Source organism: Vibrio sp. V03_P4A6T147 (assembly GCF_002241085.1).
Lineage (GTDB): Bacteria > Pseudomonadota > Gammaproteobacteria > Enterobacterales > Vibrionaceae > Vibrio > Vibrio anguillarum.
Genome location: NZ_NDIO01000039.1, coordinates 1 through 21196, shown reverse-complemented (window position 1 = coordinate 21196; position 21196 = coordinate 1). Strand labels below are relative to the sequence as shown.

The 21196-nt window shown below is 45.7% G+C and carries 17 protein-coding genes; 6 read left to right on the top strand and 11 right to left on the bottom strand.

Annotation, left to right across the window (positions count from 1 at the left end):
* Window positions 1–435: DUF2238 domain-containing protein (locus B9J84_RS16265; protein WP_404206162.1), on the bottom strand; the 435-nt coding region annotated here is incomplete at its 3' end.
* Window positions 436–741: 306 nt separating this feature from the next.
* On the opposite strand from B9J84_RS16265, the gene B9J84_RS01500 reads away from it, so the two are divergent.
* A complete protein-coding gene (locus B9J84_RS01500) occupies window positions 742–1365 on the top strand; it encodes a DNA-J related domain-containing protein (RefSeq protein WP_179217495.1) in 624 nt (207 codons plus the stop codon).
* A 166-nt stretch (window positions 1366–1531) separates the two neighbouring features.
* Here B9J84_RS01500 and B9J84_RS01495 read toward each other — a convergent pair whose 3' ends face one another.
* From B9J84_RS01495 to tesA, 4 genes are all read right to left on the bottom strand, one after another.
* Entirely contained in the window at window positions 1532–3187 is a 1656-nt protein-coding gene (locus tag B9J84_RS01495; RefSeq protein ID WP_047689992.1) for an ABC-ATPase domain-containing protein, read from the bottom strand.
* 87 nt (window positions 3188–3274) lie between these two features.
* Window positions 3275–5185, bottom strand: coding sequence for an EAL domain-containing protein (locus tag B9J84_RS01490; RefSeq protein WP_094123364.1), 1911 nt, complete (start codon window positions 5183–5185; stop codon window positions 3275–3277).
* A gap of 200 nt (window positions 5186–5385) precedes the next feature.
* The gene (gene fabV, locus B9J84_RS01485) at window positions 5386–6585 is read right to left on the bottom strand and encodes an enoyl-ACP reductase FabV (protein ID WP_088729679.1); all 1200 of its coding nucleotides are present in this window, start codon (window positions 6583–6585) and stop codon (window positions 5386–5388) included.
* An 81-nt stretch (window positions 6586–6666) separates the two neighbouring features.
* Window positions 6667–7269, bottom strand: coding sequence for a multifunctional acyl-CoA thioesterase I/protease I/lysophospholipase L1 (gene tesA / locus B9J84_RS01480; RefSeq protein WP_064626273.1), 603 nt, complete (start codon window positions 7267–7269; stop codon window positions 6667–6669).
* Between tesA and B9J84_RS01475 the strand changes: the two genes are divergently transcribed.
* From B9J84_RS01475 to B9J84_RS01465, 3 genes are all read left to right on the top strand, one after another.
* Window positions 7268–7942, top strand: coding sequence for an ABC transporter ATP-binding protein (locus B9J84_RS01475; protein ID WP_013867953.1), 675 nt, complete (start codon window positions 7268–7270; stop codon window positions 7940–7942). The two genes, tesA and B9J84_RS01475, sit on opposite strands and share 2 nt — an antisense overlap.
* Entirely contained in the window at window positions 7942–10383 is a 2442-nt protein-coding gene (locus B9J84_RS01470; protein ID WP_094123363.1) for an ABC transporter permease, read from the top strand. Before B9J84_RS01475 ends, B9J84_RS01470 begins: the two co-directional genes overlap by 1 nt.
* A gap of 275 nt (window positions 10384–10658) precedes the next feature.
* Complete coding sequence (locus B9J84_RS01465; protein WP_094123362.1) at window positions 10659–12140, top strand: FAD-dependent oxidoreductase; 1482 nt, start codon at window positions 10659–10661, stop codon at window positions 12138–12140.
* A gap of 44 nt (window positions 12141–12184) precedes the next feature.
* Here B9J84_RS01465 and B9J84_RS01460 read toward each other — a convergent pair whose 3' ends face one another.
* The 3 genes from B9J84_RS01460 to B9J84_RS01450 are packed head-to-tail and all read right to left on the bottom strand — an operon-like array spanning window position 12185 to window position 14627.
* Window positions 12185–13129, bottom strand: coding sequence for a biotin-dependent carboxyltransferase family protein (locus tag B9J84_RS01460; RefSeq protein ID WP_013867949.1), 945 nt, complete (start codon window positions 13127–13129; stop codon window positions 12185–12187).
* Window positions 13111–13830 (bottom strand): allophanate hydrolase subunit 1, encoded by a 720-nt coding sequence (locus B9J84_RS01455; RefSeq protein WP_094123361.1) that lies wholly within the window; start codon window positions 13828–13830, stop codon window positions 13111–13113. Before B9J84_RS01455 ends, B9J84_RS01460 begins: the two co-directional genes overlap by 19 nt.
* Window positions 13831–13883: 53 nt before the next feature.
* On the bottom strand, window positions 13884–14627 hold the full coding sequence (locus B9J84_RS01450; RefSeq protein WP_094123368.1) for a 5-oxoprolinase subunit PxpA: 744 nt from the start codon (window positions 14625–14627) through the stop codon (window positions 13884–13886).
* Between the two features lie 208 nt (window positions 14628–14835).
* Here B9J84_RS01450 and galE point away from each other — a divergent pair, with 208 nt between their 5' ends.
* A complete protein-coding gene (galE, locus tag B9J84_RS01445) occupies window positions 14836–15852 on the top strand; it encodes a UDP-glucose 4-epimerase GalE (protein ID WP_029189705.1) in 1017 nt (338 codons plus the stop codon).
* A gap of 95 nt (window positions 15853–15947) precedes the next feature.
* Here galE and B9J84_RS01440 read toward each other — a convergent pair whose 3' ends face one another.
* Together B9J84_RS01440 and B9J84_RS01435 are read right to left on the bottom strand one after the other, a co-directional pair.
* Window positions 15948–17375 carry a methyl-accepting chemotaxis protein gene (locus tag B9J84_RS01440; RefSeq protein WP_179217493.1) on the bottom strand — a complete coding sequence of 476 codons (1428 nt, stop codon included), beginning with the start codon at window positions 17373–17375 and terminating at the stop codon, window positions 15948–15950.
* Window positions 17376–17561: 186 nt separating this feature from the next.
* Complete coding sequence (locus tag B9J84_RS01435) at window positions 17562–18779, bottom strand: aromatic amino acid transport family protein (protein WP_017047351.1); 1218 nt, start codon at window positions 18777–18779, stop codon at window positions 17562–17564.
* Window positions 18780–19386: 607 nt separating this feature from the next.
* On the opposite strand from B9J84_RS01435, the gene B9J84_RS01430 reads away from it, so the two are divergent.
* Entirely contained in the window at window positions 19387–20652 is a 1266-nt protein-coding gene (locus tag B9J84_RS01430) for a DEAD/DEAH box helicase (RefSeq protein ID WP_017047353.1), read from the top strand.
* A 10-nt stretch (window positions 20653–20662) separates the two neighbouring features.
* Here the strand turns inward: B9J84_RS01430 and B9J84_RS01425 are convergent.
* Window positions 20663–21196 (bottom strand): TetR/AcrR family transcriptional regulator (locus B9J84_RS01425; RefSeq protein WP_143698821.1); only part of this gene is annotated, 534 nt, incomplete at its 5' end.

The window sequence follows — 21196 nt, the reverse complement described above, 5'->3', positions numbered from 1 at the left end:
TAGCGGTTTACAGAGCTGCTTTCTAATTAAATATTCAGCGATAGGGTAGGCATAAAGGCCAATTGAGAAATGAGCGACGCGATCAAAATTATTACGAGATGATCCGATCAGTTCGTTGAACCAAGCAAACGGAACATCTGCAAATGTATATTTAGCCCCAATGGTATGCAAACTAAGCCACACAAACATCAGAATATAAGCCGTTGAGCTAAAGCGTAGTTTTGTTGAAGCCCAATAGACGAGTGCTAAGATCCCTAGCGCAGGGATGATTTCTGCTAACCAGACAGCACGAGAAACTGGCGCGATCGCTGAAAATAGAAAGAGTACACCGTAAATCGCTGTCAAAAATAAAAGCGTGCGTGAGAAGTTGAGAGACATGGTTTTTCCTATCACAAAATACCGATGGATAGTGCCACTATTTTGCACGATGTTCAATTTTGTTGAATTCTGTATCTTATAGACGTAGAAATTTGTGTTTGAGATGTGCGTATCTACCTTCGTTTTGTGATTGATTTTCGCATTGTCTTGGCAAAGAGATCCGTAAAGTGGAGAAGATCATGCAACAACTCGATCTTTCTCTTTTTATGTATTGATAGATAGTGCGTGTGATAAACGGACTCTAGTTCAAAAAGCCAAGATAATATGCGGTAAGAAACTCGACAAAAAAGCGATATTGGATTTGAATGAAGAGAGAACCTTAATGTGAACGTCGAGACTATGTCCCAAAGTAGGCCCGAAAGTATGTCTGAAAGCTTAGAACTTACCGCTCAGTTTCAATCTTACATGGAAAATCCGCTGCTTTGGCCAATGTTGGAGGTGTTGCGTAAACAGCCTTCCGGTTGGAAAGTCCATACGTTAGCGGCACATTTAAGTGAACAGGGATTCATGCCTGTACTTGATAGCGCACCTGAAAAAGACCTCTTTAAGCGTAATTTTTTGATCATGAACGCGCTCTATCAGCTTCAAGAGACGCTTTACCCTGAAAAGTGGTTACAAGTATCAGCAATGGACATTGTACTAATGCCTGCGCATCGTGCCGTTAGTTGCGAAATCGACCCAGATGAACCATTGCGTGATTATTACACTCAGTGGAAAAATTATGAGGCTGATGAAGGAGAAGTGCGCCGCTTGTTGAACGAATTCTGGACTCGTTACCGTAAAGCAATGGGTGGAACGAGTAACCTTAATATGAATCGTCTTCAAGCATTGAGGTTGTTTAAATTACCAGCGGAAGCGACGCAAATTGAAATCCGAAAAACATGGCGCAAGTTGGCACTAAAGTGGCATCCAGATAGAGACAATGGCAATGCTGAAACATTTAGAGTGTTGTGTGAAGCATGGAATATTTTGCGGCAAAATAGTTAAAGTCCAAACCTTAAACTCTAGACAAGATGTTCGCCGAATAAGGTCAACTGGCACTGTAAGGCATACCTAAGCTAACTACCTGTAATGTACTAAAGCAATAAGGTACTGAGGTAAAAAAGAAGCGATCTCTCACTTCTTTTTGCTTTTGTTGTTGGGGAGTTAATCTTTACTGGTGGTTTTTAAATTGCGACTTGCGCATACGGTTCAACGCCGCCATCACATCAATGACACGTGGTTTCGCCAAGTCACCGTGGTTTGGCATATTTTGGTGCCATGTTCCTGCTAATAAAGCCATCATCTCTTTGCTTGGTTGCGCTGACCACCCCGGAGTCTGCGCAAACTGGAACCAAGTCCAGCCAATCGCATTGACTTCAGAAGGTGACTCCAATTGTTCTAACGCATTTAAATCGGTAAATTCTTTGCCAAAGCGAAGCGAATCAACGCCTTTGGCAGAGACTCGGAATTTACCATCAACCAGTAATTTTTGCAGCGCAGTGCGATTCACAGCGCGTTCTGGGAAAATAGCCAGTGGCGTTTCACACTCGTTGTGACGAGCAGTTGGATGCTGTTTGATGACTTCTTTAGCTTTGTTAGTCACATCAACGGCGTGGTAGTCATGCATCTGGATGACAGTATCGGCGACATCTAAGTAATCACCGGATCCCCCCATGACGATCAGTGTTGAGATATCCAAATCATCGCGAAGTTGCCCGATACGATCAACCAATGGTGTAATGGGCTCATCACCTTTACTAACCAGCGCTTGCATACGCTCATCACGGATCATGAAGTTGGTGGCGGAAGTATCTTCATCAATCAGTAATGTACTAGCGCCAGATTCAATGGATTCTTGTAACCACGCTGCTTGCGATGTTGAACCGGACGCATCTTGAGTGCTGAAATCGGAGGTTTCTTTACCCATAGGTAGGTGATTGATGTAGTTGGACAAATTTAAATTATGTACGCAACGGCCATCTTCAGCGCGAATTTTCATGGCTTGATGATCCGTAACAATTCGCTCACGGCCATCGCCGGGAATATGGTTGTAAATTGAACGCTCAATCGCCGTTAACAAAGTCGATTTACCGTGAAAACCACCGCCGACGATAAGGGTTATACCTTTGGGGATGCCGAGTCCTTTAATTTTTCCTTGGTTTGGTGTCTCAAGCTCAACTTCTAGCGATGTGGGGGCTTGGAAAGTAACGGCGTCTTTCATCGGCAGATCACAGTTACCTGCCAAGCGAGGTAATACGCTGCCATTAGCCACAAAAGCAACCAGATTGTGCTGTACCAGTTGTGCACGCATTGCTTCTTGATCTTCGATCACAGCGCAATGCTCAAGTAGGGCATCTTTATCCAGTTCACGTTCAATTGTGGCCCGGCGAATGAATTTTGGCAGGTAGAAGGTGATGATGTTGAGCGCTTTCTTGGCCAGAATGTCACGACCTTCAGCGGGTAAATTGATGCGAAAACGAAGCTCAATACCATGCTCCGTAAAGAGAACAGCGGTACTATCAAGCACCGTTTGGCCCGTCAATGCGATGGCAATATGGTTCTCTTGCTTAGCAAACTCCGCAAAACTACGAGCGATAAAATCTCTTGCAGCCATTTGATAAGCCGGTGATTTCTCTTTTAACCATTCCAGACCGGTCAGAGACCATGCTCGAGTAGCGCGAAAGCGAGATGCAGAAGCGTAAGGGTCCGCTTGGATATGATCGATATGCAAGGTGAAATCACCAAATTCGTATTGACCTTTGATCTGCTGATAGGCGCGGTAGTTCTGTTTTTCTAGCTTTTTGAGAATTGATGTTAATAAATCCATCTCGATATCGCTCGTTTGGAAAGGAAAGGCGGCGATTATAGGAACCGCCACACTGAGAGTAAAGACATGATAAGGGATTCCTTTATCCTACAAAACCTTTGTCTCGGCAGGGTGTGCATAATTTTGGTTCAGTAGCCCAGCCTCAAACTCGTCACAAGGCATTGGTTTACCATAGAAATAGCCTTGGCCAAACTCACACCCTTCACTGATGATAAAGTCTTCTTGGCTTTGATTTTCAATCCCTTCGAGGATCACTTTCAGCTTTAATTTTTTGGCAACGTGAATGATTGAGCGAACAATTTCTTTATCTTCCTCACTTTGATCCAATTGATGTACAAAGCTTTTATCTATTTTTATGCAATCGAAGGGAAATTTTTTCAAATAGCTGAAAGAGGCGTAGCCCGTGCCGAAATCATCAAGTGACAACGTCACACCTAGTTGGTGTAGAATTCGCAGTGTGTTGCGAGCCACCACTTCATCCGCAATCAAACAGCTTTCTGTTACTTCCAACTCTAAGTACCGAGCTGGAAGTTGGTAGGTGTTCAGTAGCTCACGAACTTGGTCTGCGAATTGGGCATTCTTCAATTGGACGGCTGAAACGTTAATGGCCATTTTGAAATTATCGACCTGTTTTGCCCATTGGCTCGTTTTTTCGATGGCCGATCGCAGGACAAAGTTACCCACTTCAAAAATCAGTCCATTTTGTTCGGCCATGTGAATTAAGGTTTCATTGGATATATCGCCCAATACGGGGTGCCGCCAACGTAGTAGCGCTTCTGCCCCCGTCCAGCGATGAGTGGTTGGAGAGACCTTAGGTTGAAAATAGAGCATGAGCTCATCGTTGCGCACTGCTCGTAATAAGTAGCTTTCTAATTGGTTGATTTGCCGGAGTGAGTCACTGAATACTTGCGAGTGATAGCAAAATTTATGACCGGAATCTTTGCAAGAGACCATGGCAGCAGAAGCTTGTTTGAGCAGTTCTATAGCATTGTCAGTGTCTAAACTCGTTGCAATACCAATATAGGAATGAAGATGAACATTATGGTCATCGAGCTTAAATTCAGAATGCCCGATTTCGACCAATTTATGGCACAACTTTTCTAGGTGACGCGCTAATAGTTTTGTTTTGACGATCAAGACTAAATCTGTCGACGTGGGTCGAGCGGTCAATATTTCAATTTTATCGCAGCGGCCTAGTCGCTCACGATATCGAGCGATGACTTGATCCCATGCTCGGTAGCCAAAGTGAGATTGAATATGACGAGCATTAGTGAAACCAATATGAATGGCGGCAACTTCGGTGTGCTGTTTTGTTGCTTGTAAAAGGCTATTTTTGAGTTCCAGTTCAAGTGCGTTGCGATTTAAAAAACCTGTGCTGATGTCATGCCACTTTTGATATTGAATCTGTTGTTCTGCGGCGCGGCGTTTATCGATCTCTTGCGTGAGCGAGTAGTTGAGATCAGCAAGATCTTGTGTTCGGTTATCGACGCGAAGCTGAAGCTCATCATTGAGCTGCTGAAGTCTTACTTGTTGGTATAAGGTGGTGAGCTGGGATTCAATGGTATCGCGAAAACTCTCCAGTAACTGCCGATAGGTGGGGCCAAAATGGTTCTCCTTGCTATCGAGTACGCAAATGGTGCCAAATATATCACCATTCGGCCACTTTAATGGGATGCCACAATAGGCAATCATGCCCAGTGGTGCATCTGGATTATGCATCCATTTTGTATCGGCTAAAGCATTCGGGACCAATAGTTCCTGCTGTGTTTGCATCACAGTTTCACAGTACAGACCTTGTCCTAAGGGTTCTTTATGTCCGGTTTGATAGGGGTTGTCGACGTTGGTATTTTTACAGAATATTTCGAGTTTTTGCTGGCTAGCACGCATGATTAATGCGCTCGGGACGTTTAAAATTTCAGCGAGTAAATTCACAATGCGCTGCCATCCATCCATCATTGAAGAGGGGATGAGCATCTCATGTGTCTTTATTTTCGACATATTATCAAATTCCTTTGGACGACAAAGCTTAAAAAAGCCGAGCATTCATTGCTCTAGACTGACGATGACAAGATCCGCTCCTATGACCATAGTATGGTATTAAGAATAAGAACGCGCCGCCAATGTAACAAAAAAAAGCCCCAATAAAATATTGGGGCATTGAGATAGTTAGCTGTGTCTCGTAAATGATACGGAAGGAGTTAATCGGCTTGCTTGATATAATGGTCGATATTAATTTCTTGAGCATAATCAACACAATCAAAGTCGAAGCCATTGAGCTGCATGAATTCTTGCTTAAAGCCCTTGTAGTCACCTAGTTGCTTAAAGTTGTGCTGATCCATTTTCTCCAGTAAATCGGCCACTTTTTGCTGAGTATCTGGGTTGAGCTCCCAGTCGTCCATACGGATCAGTCGTTCGCCATCAACGGGTACTTTGCCTTTGCTAGAGAGTTTTTCGCTAAACAGACGCTGCATTTGCTCGATACATCCTTCGTGCGTCTCTTTTTCTTTCATCACCTTATACAATGCGACAATGTAAGGGCTTAAATTGGGAATGAACACGCTCGCCTTCGTGACCAAAGCTTTGCAAACAGTTGCGTAAGCCCCGCCGCCATAGTTAGACAATTTTAGGTTGAGAGAGTGGCTGGTTTGGTGCAAATCAATTTTGGCGCGTCCCAGTGTACCGTCAAGATAAATGGGGTGAGTAATCTGAGGGCCGATGTATGAAAAAGCAATGGTTTTACACCCTTGTGCAATCGATTCAGTGTTGATCAGCGTATCTATCCAGTTTTCCCAATCCTCGCCACCCATCACTTTCAGTGTACTTTCGATCTCTTCGTCATTTGCAGGAGCAATGGTGGTTTCTACCCACGTATCGTTTTCTAGTAATATCGTCGCACCAGAAACGGCCTCACCAATCGGTTTGATGGCGGAGCGCCAATACTGATCTGAATTGGGTTTTGGTCTCATGCCGCTGGCGATACTGTAAATGACTAAATCGACTTCCCCTTCAAAATAGGTCTCTATCGCTTCAATCACTTGCTCGCGTACTGATGATGAAAAAACATCCCCATCGATATTGACGGCGACTCGACCCGCTTGCTCGGCCTGTTGTTTAAAAAAGAGATTGTTGTACCAACCAGCACTACCAACCCCTTTTTCTGATGGCGTTTTTTCAAAGGAAACGCCAATCGTATCGGCTTCTGAACCACCAAAGGTTAGGGCAATGCGGGCGGCGAGCCCAAAGCCTGACGATGCGCCTAAAATGAGAACTCGTTTTGGCCCGTGAGTGATCGGTCTGCAAGATTTTACGTAATTAATCTGTTGTAACACAGCTTGTTCGCATCCGAGTGGATGAGCAGAGCGAGCGACCACACCTTTGATCACAGGTTCAATGTGCATAGTTTGTACCTTTGCGGTTAGGGGAATGGTCTAAAAAATATCGTAAAACTAGGTAAAGTTCATTGAGCTGAGGCATTAAAATCAGAGATGCTCTGCTAAATGTTGCGCAACAAAATTGGCGATCCACGGCTGAGCGTCGACCGTCGGATGTAAGCCATCAGCCATCATCCACTCTGGTTTAATGATCACTTGCTCTAAGAAAAAGGGCAGTAACGGCACAGTGTGTTGGAGGCTAAGCTCAGAATAGAGGCTATAAAAGGCATCGCTGTAGCGTTTGCCATAGTTTGGTGGAATGCGAATCTGCATCAAAAGAGGGGTTGAGCCTGCTTTTTTTATTTGGCCAATGATGGCGGTTAAATTGCTGCTGATCAATTGAGATGGAAAGCCACGCAATCCGTCGTTCGCACCAAGCTCAATAAGCACCGCATCAGGGGTATGTAGGGTGAGTAGTGACGGTAAGCGGGCTAGGCCATTGCCCGTTGTATCGCCAGAAATACTGGCATTAATGACATCAATGTCTGATTTACCTTCAGCTTGCAACGCATTAGGTAGCAAGCTAGGCCAAGCGTTTTCAATCGGCATTTGGTAACCAGCGCTTAAACTATCACCCAATATCAAGAGTGTGGTACTACTAGCGCTAGCCGAGAATAATAAAATACAAATCAAGGAAAGAAGTCGAGTCATGCAAACATCCGTTATTAGAGCACATTCATTATCTAAAACAGTCTCTACCAATCAAGAGCATTTAACAATCCTAAAAGAGGTAAACCTAGAGATCAAAAGTGGTGAAAGCGTGGCGATAGTCGGAACGTCTGGTGCGGGGAAATCAACCCTGATGACGCTGTTGGCTGGGCTTGATACGCCGACACGCGGAGAAGTAGAGCTATTGGGCCAGCCATTATCTCAACTGGACGATGAAGGACGCGCGGCGATCCGCAGTCAATCGGTTGGCTTTGTGTTTCAAAGCTTTTTGCTGATCCCAAGCTTGTCTGCGTTAGAGAACGTGACGCTACCTTGTTTGTTAAAAGGTGAAAAAGAGGATGTAGATCGTGCTAAATCCTTGTTGACGGCCGTTGGTTTATCGCATCGAATGCATCACTCTCCTGCACAACTTTCAGGGGGCGAGCAGCAACGAGTCGCGCTAGCAAGAGCCTTTATGATCAATCCGAAAGTGCTGTTTGCCGATGAGCCTACTGGCAACCTTGATCAAGAAACCGCGGCAAAAGTGGTTTCATTATTGTTTGAATTAAATAAGCAGCACGGAACGACCTTAGTGCTGGTTACCCATGATCCCGCTCTTGCGGCTCAATGTGATCGTATTTTCCACATGCAAGCTGGTATGTTGGAGGAGCGGTAATGAGCGAGATGTCGAGCCGTTCACTCAATAAACGATTAATTCGCTGGAGCTTAGGTGAAATCCGCCACGGACAGTTGTGGCCTATTTCAGTGGCGCTAACCTTGATCATTGCTTGTATTTTTGCGCTGACTGCCTTAGCTGAGCGTATGGAGCAAGTGATTGTTAAACAAGGTAAAGACGCACTCACTGCCGATAGTGTGTTTGTTTCCGCAAACCCACCCCCAGCGTCATTGCTCGATCAGATCGAGCGCTTGCAACTGCCGTCTTCACAACTTACGCGTTACGCGACAATGGCATTCAGTGAGCGCGGTATGCAGTTAGTCACTGTCAAAGCAGTGGATAGTGCTTATCCGCTACGCGGTGAAATGCGTCTTTCTGATGATGTGACGACATTTCAGCACCTTGCGCCGAATCAACTGTGGTTAGATGAACGAGTGTTTGCGCAATTAGACGTTCAAATTGGTGATCAGGTCACACTGGGCGATGCTGACTTTACGGTCTCGGGACGCATCCTTGAGGAGCCGGGACTCAGCTTTAATCCGTTTCAACAGATGCCAGCGGTGTTGATCCACCAAGACGATGTGGCTCGTACTGGTGCACTTCAATTGGGAAGCCGGGTGCAATTTAGCGTGTTCATTAATGGTGATGATGGACAGATTGAAGCAGTAAAACAGCTCGTTACTTTAACGCCTAGCGATCGTTGGCGCGACCGAAATAGCGCCAGCCGAACGAATGAGGTTTTTGAACGCACAGAGCAATATTTGTCGTTAACCGTAGCGATTGTGATCATCATGGCGGCAACCACATTAGTCCTGACTTGTCAGCACTATGTTTCTACGCGGCAAAAAACCATCGCCATGTTAAAAAGCCTTGGAGCGAGCAAACGTTGGATCCGCCAATGGTTGATCGTACAAGTGGTGATTTTGTTTGTTTCTGCTGCGGTGCTTGGGGTATTGATCGGCATTGGCCTAGAGTCTTTATTACGCGTGCCGCTGGTGGATTTATTGCCTACGCCTTTACCGAGTTATGGCGCTAAACCCGCTTTTATTGCGCTGATGGCGAGTGTATTGATCGCTTTTCCTGCACTCGGCATTCCTTTACTGCATTTGCTAGATACCAGTGCGCTCAATGTCATGCAAACAGAGCGAGCGAAACCGAATCATCGCCGTAATGGGTTGCTCATCTTGATTCCGTTAGTGCCGATGCTGTGGGCTTATTGGAATAATCTCTTAGTGTGGATTGTGTTGGCTGGGATAGTGACGCTTTTTGCAGTGCTTGCTGTGGTCAGTGTTTTGGTTGCTCGTAGTTTAGGACGTCTTCCGCTCTCTACCGCGCTTAAATTAGCGCTCAGCCGAATCAATCGTTCGGCAATCACGACCGGAGTCCAGTTTGGTGCTTTAGGATTATCGTTAATGTTATTGGCGATCATCTGGTTGGTGCGTACCGATTTACTCTCTGATTGGCAGCGAACCTTACCCAGCGATTCTCATAACGCATTTGCACTCAACATTTCACCAAATGAAGTTAATGATTACCTTAACACGTTAGATAGCGCCAACATTGTGCGTTCGCAAGCCTATCCGATCATCCGAGGGCGTTTATCGACTATTAATGGCATAGAGGCCAAGCAACAAGCTCAAGGTGAAGAGGGGAGTGATGCGTTGAGGCGAGAGCTCAATTTCACTTGGGGAGAATCGCTACCCAGCAATAACCAACTGACGGCAGGAGTGTGGACAGAGCAGGGTGGCGTTTCGGTTGAATCGGACGTTGCTCGTGATTTGGGGCTGAAACTGGGTGATAGTTTAGGCTTTGTGATCAATAGCCAAACCGTGGAAGCGAAAGTAAATTCCATTCGCCAAGTCGAGTGGCGAGAAATGAAGCCTAACTTCTATTTCATTTTTACCCCAGACCTATTACAGGAGATCCCTGCCACGTGGCTGGTGAGTTTCAGAGCGCAAGATCAAGATAACGCTTTGCTTGCCACCCTTGCTCGCACTTACCCTACGGTCAGTTTGATGGATATCCGGGCAATGGGCGATAAAATTCAAACTTTGCTGACGCAAATTATCTGGTCAGTGACAGTACTGGCTGCAATGGGTGTGATGGCTGGTATTTTACTGATTTTTACCCTGTTGCGTTTAAGTTTAAGCCAGAGGCAACAAGAAATTCGCTTATACCGCACTTTAGGGGCCAGCAAGCGCCGCGTCGAGCAGACTATTTGGGCTGAATACGGTTTGATGGCGCTCATTGCCGGAGTTGTCGCAAGCCTTGGCTCTGACGCGGTGGTGGCCAGCGTCATGAAGTTCGGTTTTGAACTAGAACCTATGGCGCATTACAGCCTGTGGTTGGTGCTACCCTTGGCGACGTTTTGCACATTATCGCTGGTCGTGAGTAGTTTAATTAAGCGGCTGCTAACCCCTATAAATAAAGAGTTTAACTAGCGATATCCATAATCCCAGACGGAGTTATCCACAAAAACAGTGGATAAAGTTTGGGATAACTCGACAGCTTGATAACGGCCTATTTGCGCTTAGCCCCGTAGTTACCTTGGGTTGCGCAGTTTTGTTATTCACAAGGTTGAAAAAACGTCGTTTTGGCTTTATTGAGTCAAGCAATTTTTTAAGTTATTTGTCGATTATGCGTATTGCTTGTTAGTCGTAAAACAGATAAGACCACGTGAAAAATGTGATTTTAATAACGCTTTACAAGCTTTAGAATGCATCCGGGTTTTCCAGAGTACTCGTATCTTATGTCATATAAAAAGTTCAATACAGATTCTCCATGTGTCGCAATTATTGGTGGGGGTGTGGCTGGTGCCACTGCCGCCGTTCATATGGGAGAACTGGGGCTCAATGTGCTGCTTTTGGAAAAAAGCGCCGGTCTCGTTAATGGGCCGCCGATTTGCCATCTGCACGCGGGCGGTAACCTCTATCGCGAAATTTCGCAGCAGCAGTGTCTTGAGTTACTTAAGCAGTCGATTGAAACCGTCAGGCTCTACCCCCACACGCTGAATAAGCGACCTACTGTGATTGCTGTTCCGCATAGTGATGGCGGTGAGCCGCAAGCCTTATTACCAAGGCTAGAGCTTATTCAGCGCAGCTATCAACAATTGGTTGATAAAGACCCATGTAATCAGAAGCTTGGTCAACCCCAAGAGTATTTCAAACTCTACAGCCGTGAAGCACTGCAGGTATTAGCAACTCAGCAACAGAGTGATCAACCGACATCATTCGATGATTGGGTGATCCCTTTTGCTCAACATGCAGATTTAAATCAGTTGAAATACCCAGTCATTGCGGTGCAAGAATACGGTTGGAGTGTTTTTCGTCTGGCGGCCAGTGCTGAGCTTGCGTTAGCGGCGATGCCTCATTGCCAAGTTTTAACGCACGCTAAATTAATCAAATCTGATTTTATTGATGAGCAATGGCAGCTCGTTTATTTGGATGATCAAGAGCATGAACACGTTATCCATGCCGATTATTTAGTCAATGCATGCGGTTATGAAACGGGAATAGTCGATGATTTGGCTAAGGCTCCGCGTCAACGCTTGGTGGAATTTAAAGCGGCTTACGTTACCCGTTGGGCAGAATGCGACCAGCAATGGCCAGAAGTGATTTTTCACGGGCCAAGAGGCACCCCACAAGGAATGGCTCAGCTAACACCGTATGCTGATGGTCTATTTCAGTTGCATGGTATGACCGAGGGAATCACGTTATTTAAAGATGGGTTAGTGGCCTCGCAAGCTGGATCATCACAGCCCGTATTGCCTGATTATCTCGAACGCAAAATTAAGAACGGTTGGCAACAGGACGCACTGCAAGAGCGCAGTGAACGAGCCATACACCACATGAGTCAGTTCATCCCACACTATATTCAAGCACAAGTGGCTGGTAAGCCACTGTTTGGTGCGCAGCAAATTCCCGGCCAAGATGCCACATTACGAGCCGCTGATGTTACGTTTGAAGCTCATAATTATGCGCGAATCGAAGTGGTCAAAGGTTCATCTGCGTTGGAAGCGGCAACTAAAATTGTTCAGTATTGGCAGTTAGTGAACGATGAAGATTTGCTACAATCGATAGAAGTTCGTCACCCAATCAGCATGAGTTTGGCTCTTGAACAGGTGGAAGAGAAAGCCATCGCGTTAGCTAAGGCACGTGCTTATCCTGAAGAATTAGCAAAAATTGTCGGTATGGTTTGATTGGTAACACCTTGCGGTTTTCTAAAGGAGCAAGGTGATAGTTGTTAGTAGCCGAAATAACGCGCCCATTGGCACCAAACCTCTTGCAGGCCTTGTATATCACCTTTGACAAAACGTATTTTCTGCCCCGGTTTTGCTTGTGCCAAACGGGGCAGATCAATGCGAGCCACACACCCTAATTTAGGGTAACCGCCGATGGTTTGGCGATCGTTGAGTAAAATGATCGGTTGGCCATCTGGCGGGATTTGAATCGCCCCCAAAGCAATTCCTTCCGATAAAATAGGTGTCGCGGGTGGGGTAACCGTATCGCCATTAAGACGATAGCCCATGCGATCGGCATGCTGACTGACAGTGAAGCTGGTTTGATAAAAGCGATCGAGTTGCTGCGATGAAAATTGCAGGGCTTGGTAGCCTTCAATGACGCGTAATTTAAGTGGCAGATTATAATCAGGCTTATAACGAAAAGTGATGTGTACGGGTTTGTTATCGATAGCGTGGGGATTAAAGTGCAGTGAATCGCCCGCTTGCAGTGGTACGCCGTTTTGCGTTAACCCACCAAGCTGTTCTTTGGGTACGGTGGCAACACTACCTAAATGGTGAGGCACAATGAACCCTCCGCGCACGGCCAAATAAGCTCTTAAGCCATTTTTGGCTAGGCCAAATTTCAGTGTTTGCCCGGCTTGCGCGCTAAAGCTTTGCCAATTACCAATCAGTTTTCCATCTAACGTGGCCGATAAATCACCACCTGCAATTGCCAGCATACATGGATGTTCAACATGAAATTCCGCCTGACCAAGCGTGATTTCAAGCGTTGCTAAATTGACTCGGTTACCCAGTAAATGGTTGGCCCAACTGTAGGCGTAATCATCGACTGGTCCTGATTGAGTAACACCGATATGACTGAGACCAAAGCGGCCAAAATCTTGAATTAAGCTCAGTTGACCGGGTTTTATCACCTGTAGTAGGGGGCTCATGAATGGTGCTCCCACTGCGCGGCTAATTGAGGTATTTCACCTCCTAATGATAAAAATTCCTCGCGAGTCATCGCTGTAAACTTCACTTTAGTTCCAATCGAAAAAGGCGTCATTGGTGTTTGATGAGGAGAAAAGAGCGGATGGGGGCAATTGGCGATGATATTCCATCCTCCGGGAGAGTTGTTCGGATAGACGGCCGTTTGCTGTTCTGCAATCGCGACGCTGCCTTTGGCCACACTAAGGCGTGGGGTGGCATGGCGCGGTAAGCGTAATTGTTCATCTACTTCAGCCATAAAGGCAAAGCCTGGTGCAAAACCGACGGCACAAACGGTGTAGACCGTTTGAGTGTGTAGCGCGATAACTTGTTGCGTGGATAAACCAAGCGCATGGTAGCGCTTCAAATCTGGGCCGACACTTTCATCGTAGTAAGCGCCAAGCTCAACTAAATTGTGGGTGGCTTCCACAGCTAAAAATAAGGCCGCGATCGCTGTGATCAATTGCTGCTCTAGCTCCCTTTGAGTTATACGATAAGGAAGGTAATCGATCAAAATGGTAGTGTAAGAAGGGGTGACATTCATCAGGTAAGCAGAAAACTGCACCATGATCTGTTGCGCAACTTGTCCGATATCGAGTGACAGATCGGCCGATGGCGGGTGAGCAAAACGCAATAAGAGGCTGCATTCCGCAACGGGTTCAATGCTGTAGTCCAATGTCACTTAACACTCCTTGTGATGACGTTGTAGCCGCTAGGAGATACACGTGTAATGGTTCAACGCTCTCGTAGACAAATTCGGATTTTCTCTATCAGTTCAATCGCCGTCGGGTTATCGCCATGCACGCAAATCGTATCGGCTTCGATAGGGATCACAAAGCCATCCGAACTGGTCACTTTTCCGTAATCAACCAGTTGTTTAATTTGATTGATGATCGCCTCTTCATTAGTCAGCACTGCATTGGCTTGGCCTCTTGGAGTGAGCATACCATTAGCGAGATAAGTCCGGTCGGCAAAGGCTTCAAACAGCAATGGCACGTCATAAATATCGGCGATATCAAGGTAATCTTGGTTATTGCCTGAAGCTAAGATCATCAGGGGCACATTAAAGCAAGAAACTGCATCGACCACTGCGCGAAAGACAGATTTGTCACGCATCATATCGTTATATAAAGCCCCATGAGGTTTAACGTAGCTTATCTCGGCATTTTTGCTCTCACATAATGCCTTGAGTGCGCCAATCTGGTAAATCAGTAACTCGCATATCTCTTCTTCGCTAAAACTCATTGAACGGCGACCAAAACCTTGCAAATCGGGGTAACCCGGGTGAGCGCCAATCATTACATCAAATTGAATCGCCAGCTCAATCGTTCGGCTCATCACGTGTGGGTCAGAGGCATGAAAGCCACACGCAATATTGGCCATGTCAATCCAAGGCATCACCAACTCATCAGCGCCCATTTGCCATGCACCGAAGCTCTCGCCCATGTCACAATTGAGAGTGATTGTTCTTTTTGTCACGGGTTGCATCATCCTTGAGTGTCCATGTTGAGTAACTTGCCGTAATCAAAGGCAATATACAGTGATCCGATTCATTGTTTGGCGATAAGTATGGGCCGAAAGAGAGCGAATTGGCCTGATAGACAAACATTAAAGCAGATTGATTTATAAGTGAAGTTTAGGTTGAAAGTCGTTAAACTTGCACAACCAATGTCAGAAGGTAAAAACAATGAAAGTATTAGTGACAGGCGGGATGGGGTATATCGGTAGCCATACCTGCATTCAAATGATCCACGCCGGTATGACACCCGTAATTTTTGACAACTTATACAATAGTAAAGCATCGGTTTTAGAGCGCATCGAAAAAGTGTCCGGTGTGAAGCCGCTGTTCGTCCATGGTGATGTACGCAACCAAGCACAACTGGTTGAAGTGATGAAAGCGCAAAATATTCAAGCGGTGATCCATTTCGCAGGCTTAAAAGCAGTCGGTGAGTCAGTAGAAAAACCATTGGAATATTACGATAACAATGTGAATGGCACATTGGTACTGGTGGCGGCCATGCGTGAAGCTGGCGTGAAGGCACTTGTTTTTAGTTCATCTGCAACCGTATACGGTGACCCAGCCTCAGTGCCTATTACCGAAGATTTCCCAACCAGCGCGACCAACCCTTATGGCCGTAGTAAGTTAATGGTTGAAGAGTGCTTGGCCGATTTCCATAAAGCCAACCCAGATTGGAGCATTACACTGCTGCGCTATTTTAACCCTGTAGGTTCACATCCATCAGGCGAGTTAGGTGAAGATCCACAAGGTATTCCGAACAACCTAATGCCTTTTGTCTCGCAAGTGGCTGTGGGTCGAAGAGCATTTCTCTCTGTTTTTGGCAGTGATTACCCAACTAAAGACGGCACAGGTGTTCGCGATTATATTCACGTAATGGACCTAGCCGATGGTCATATTGCTGCGCTGGAAAAAGTAGGCCAACAAGCAGGCTTGCACATTTATAACCTAGGCACAGGAAATGGCTACAGTGTACTAGAGATGGTGAAAGCGTTTGAACAAGCGTCAGGTAAAAGCGTGCCGTACCAATTGGTCGAACGCCGCGCTGGTGATATTGCGGAGTGTTGGGCAGATCCAAGCAAAGCGATGGCGGATCTAGGTTGGAAAGCGACTCGCAGCCTAGAAGCGATGACACAAGATACGTGGCGTTGGCAGTCAAATAATCCACAAGGTTATCCTGAGTCTTAAGCTCTTGCTTCAACTTCTCTGCGATGAATGAAATAAATAGCCAGTCAAATGACTGGCTATTTTGATCTGACTTGGTTACTCAAGCAATCCAATGATCAGTTGGTCCGATAACGGCTTAAAATTTCACCAAGGTTGCGCGAAGCGTTTGCAAGGCTAGCGACACCTTGCGATGAGGTTTGCGCAACACTGCGAATCGCATTGGATTGTGTACGAATATCACTCAGCTCAGCAGCAATATCATTAGCAACGGCGCTTTGCTCCTCGGCTGAAGTTGAAATTTGAATACTCATGTCATTGATCATTTTTGCTGATTCAGCAATTTGATTGACGTTATTGCCGATGTTAGCGACTAAATCACTACTGGTTTGAGCTTGACTAACCGTTTGCTCAGTAATGCGTGCGATATCTTGACTTTCGGTTTGCAGCTTCTCAATCATGGATTGAATTTCAACAGTAGCCGCTTGCGTGCGGCTAGCTAAGGTGCGAACTTCATCAGCTACCACGGCAAAACCGCGCCCTTGTTCACCAGCACGTGCCGCTTCTATTGCAGCGTTCAGTGCCAGTAAGTTTGTCTGTTGCGAAATGGCATTGATGGTGGTGATCACATCATTAATCTGCGCTGTATTTTCATTCAATGTAGACACCGAATGAGAGGCTTGTTCAATGAACTTTGACAACTGGGAAATTTCATTAATCGCTTGCTGAACTAGTTGTGAGCTCTCTTCCGCTTGTTTTGAATCTTGATCGGCTTGCTGATTGGCTTGTTGGGAAATTGTGGAGACTTCTTGCGCCGAGGCCGTCATCTCTTCCATGGCCGTGGCGACGGAATCCAATGAAGCGTATTGGCTACTGATTTGTTGCTCGCTCTCTTTCATCTCATGGGCAAAAGAGCTGGATGTCTCACCGAGAGTGGTGGCGTTTTGTTTTACTGAAACTACCAGTTCGGTCAAGGTGTCCATGGCGTTATCGAGCGCGCAGCCGATGGTACCAAACTCATCTCGACCGGGATGAAAACCTAATCGTGAAGTTAAATCACCTTTTGAAATTTTCAAGGTTGTTGTGTATAGCACCCACAATGCACCGCCAATAAAAGTAGCGACCCAATAGAGGAAAATAGCAAAAGGGATTGCCCACAAATAGCTCAACAGAAAAGTCGAGAGTGCCGATCGCTGAGCGTCTTTTTCAAGATAAGAGAGATTCTCTGTCAGCGCGTAAACTTTGCCATCGCTGTGTTTTGCTGTGGCGGTAATCACCCCTTTTTGATAACTAGTTGCGGCTAAAGAATGGCTAGTTTCAACCGCTGAAAGGGTTTGTGGATCTGCGCCGCTGGCAAGCAGACCTTGCAGTTTGTACTCAACAGCTAACTTCGATTGCGCTTCTATCTGGGCCAGTGAATCAACATAGCGATTTCCTGCGACAAAGCTTAAAGCGGTGAGGAATAAAGCGAAGATCACCCACATCTTGTCATTAATTGACATTTTAATGAACACGCGGTCAATCGTCCTGAACTGAACTTCTTTCATTGCTGCTCCGATATGCAAAAAAGTAATAGTAAATTTTATAAATATACTAAGGCTAAATGTGTGTGTTCGTGCAGAATTTTATGAAATGAATGTTGACTTAAATATCAAGATTGAGACTTTGATCTTATTTTAGGTTAAAAAAGTGGGGAGAGTAATATTACTCTCCCCACTTTTAACTTTAATTGATTAACCCAGAGCGGGTAGTACACCAAGGCTAATAAAGATTTGCGAAGTGACGATCATCAAACCAATGGTTGCTGTCATGGTCAGAGCCAGTTTGCCGCCTCTGACTTGATATTGTGTTCCACCCTGCGGTTGGAATACTTGGTTTGAACGCACTTTAATCACCATCACAATCGGTAAGAATATGGCCAAAATAGTCAACGCAATAGCCGCGTAACCGAGCGCCATAATAAAGCCTTGAGGGTAAAATAGCGCAAAGACTAATGGTGGCAGATAGGTGATGACGGAGGCAGCCATACGGTGCAATGGAATGTTCTTTTTCTTAATCGTATCGCCCATGAATTCAAACAAGCCCAAGCTTACGCCTAAGAATGACGTCAAAAGTGCAAGGTCGGCAAACACGCCAATAATGCTGCTTAAATTGGATTGATGAACGGTTTGCCCTAATGTCACAATTAGCGCACTCAGGCCGGAATTCTCAACCAGCTGAGGTTGGCTAACGACACCTAACGTGACGATCTGCCAAAAAATGTAAATAATCAACGGGATAGCAGAACCAATTAAGATGGCTTTGCGCAGCGAAGGGGTGTCGCCATCTAAGTAATTCACAATCGCCGGAATACTGCCATGGAAACCGAATGAGGTGAAAATGACGGGAATTGCAGCAACGATTAAGCCTTGCTCAAGTGGCATACTAAGCAAATATGACTGAGAAACATTAGGTGCAAGAAATGAGAGCACTATAATCATCGCGACCATTTTACCGGCAAACAGCAGGCGGTTCACTTTATCAACCGTGCTGGTGCCGATCGTCACCACAAGTGCAACCAGTAAAGTAAAAAGCAAGGTGCCTAGCGGATTGCTGATCTCAATGCCAGCAAACTCTGTCAGGCGATGAGTGAATTGTGCGCCGCCACCGGCAATGTAAGCTGCACAAAGCGAATAGAACAAAAATAGCATAGCAAAGCTCGCTACCCATTTTCCTTTTTGCCCTAAGATCTGTTTAGCCAATGTATGTAAGGTGGCGTCTTTGTCTGCATATTGATGGATTTCAACCATTAACAATGCAGTGAAAGCCATTAATGCCCAGAGGGCGATCATAATCAGTAATGATGTGCCAAAGCCGATACCTGCAGAAGCGAGCGGTAGAGCTAGCATGCCTGCACCGATAGTGGTCCCTGCGATGATCAAAGTACTGCCGAAAATCTTTGATTGAGTCATGGTGTAAAGTTCTTTATACGTTATGTTGTGTTTCAGGGAGTGATATATATGAATACAACGGGGTGTTGACCATTAATCCACTCATTTTGGGCTATATTGTAGAACTTCGGATTCATTTTCAACAGCTTTGTAAAAATAAAAATCCATGAATGTATTTTTTTGTTTACATTGCAAGGTGGCGGCTAAATAAGAGTGGTCGAAATCGTTTCGCTGTGATAGATATTGTGGTGATGATTAATTTGACCATTCGCTTTCAAAAAACTGTCATATAAATCATTTAAAAAGGACCTTGCGACGTGATAATCCCGTCTCAGTAAATATCAAAGGAGGTCGATTAATGAGTGACCAATATAAAAACGATGAGTGCTTAGAGTGGCTCGACGCCATGGAGATCGGATTTGATTTATCCGATTATGACTCTGTATCTCATGAATGCTCTGAACAGAGCGCAGAATAGTACCAGCCAGCAGCCTATGCTGGCTATGCTCCTTATATTCCCCCCTCATGTATCAATTCCCTAACACTGCTGATTTCCGCTGATTTTGAATAGGCGATTACCTTGCGCTTTGTTACAATCCGCGCCCTGATTTCCAATAGGTAAGCTGCAATGTCTGATACTGTGCACCCATTCCAACGTTTAGGACTTTCAACCACATTAGTTAGCGCTCTGCAATCTTTAGGTTTTGAACAACCGACGGATGTTCAATCTCAAGCTATCCCGCATGTTTTGGCTGGTAAAGATGTCATGGCTGGGGCGCAAACGGGTACTGGCAAAACGGCAGCTTTCGGTTTACCTATTTTGCAACGTTTTCTTGATAACCAAGCCGAGCGAGAAGCCAATAGTAAAGTTGTGCGCGCGCTTGTTTTGGTTCCGACTCGTGAGCTGGCTCAACAAGTGTTTGATAGCTTAAGTGCTTATGCACAAAGCACTACATTGAAGATTGTCACCGCGTATGGTGGAACCAGCATGCAAGTGCAAACACGTAACTTGCGTGGCGGTGCGGATATTTTAATTGCGACGCCTGGGCGGTTAATTGACCATCTGTTTGTGCGCAACATTATCCTGACGCAAACCGAAGTGTTGGTGCTGGATGAAGCCGATCGCATGCTCGATATGGGTTTTTTGCCTGATATCCAACGTATTTTGAAACGCATGAATGATGAACGCCAAACGCTGTTTTTCTCGGCCACCTTTGATGACAAAATCAAAGCATTAGCACACAAAATGATGCGTGACCCTGTCGGCGTGCAAATTTCACCAGCCAATGCGACCGCTGATACTGTAAAACAGATCGTTTATCCAGTGGATAAAAAACGTAAAAGCGAGTTATTAGCTTATCTAATTGGTTCACGTAATTGGCAGCAAGTCTTGGTATTTACCAAAACCAAACAAGGCAGCGATGAGCTAGCCAAAGAACTAAAATTGGACGGCATCAAGGCGGCCTCGATCAATGGCGATAAAAGCCAAGGGGCGCGCCAAAAAGCATTGGATGATTTTAAATCAGGTAAAGTTAGAGCGTTGATCGCTACCGATGTTGCGGCTCGTGGAATTGACATTCAGCAACTTGAGCAAGTGGTTAACTACGACATGCCCTATAAAGCGGAAGATTACGTGCACCGGATTGGTCGCACAGGCCGGGCCGGGCTAACGGGCTTCGCGGTCTCTTTGATGAGCCGAGATGAAGAGTATCTGCTTGAAGCGATAGAGGCCTTACTCAATCAACGCCTGCCACAAGAGTGGTTAAAAGGGTTTGAGCCGAGTTTGTTGGAAGCCTTACCGACTGAGCGTAGCAGCCGTAAACCTAGCCGTTCAGCGGAAAAAAGAAAGATGAAAGCAAAACTAAACATCCATGCAGGTAGAGGTAAGCGATAAAGCGCCCGCTTTATCTGGCCCAGTCACATTCAATATCATACAGCAACTCATTGATGGAGTTCGGACAGAGCGTCTGAGCTTCGTCGATATGGAACTTGGCGATCATCAAGTCATTAAAGAGTTGCCAATGTTTTAGTAAGCATTGGTTCACATCTTGAGTTTCATCTGACCATGTTTCTTTTAAAAATGGCGTGAGGCTCGCCGCGCCGTGCGCGTACATGATCATCTGCCATTTTATCTCCCACACCTTTATTGGTGTGGCTGAAAATTCACGGTTGTATTGCTCGGCAAGTTGTTCGACGAGCTGCTCAATTTCACCTGCACTGTCGATAAAATAATCAAACAGAGCATCTTCTTGCCTTACCGCATCGGCGATCAGTTGAATCGGCTGTTTGACGGTCAGCATATGCGCGAGCAGCCGTACAATGAACAAATACAACTGCACGTTGGCGGCGGTGTTGGCTGGGATCTCTTTCAATATATGACGTAAATAATTCTCCATATAAAGATGGAGACCATCGCTGATACTGCGCCATATTTGCTC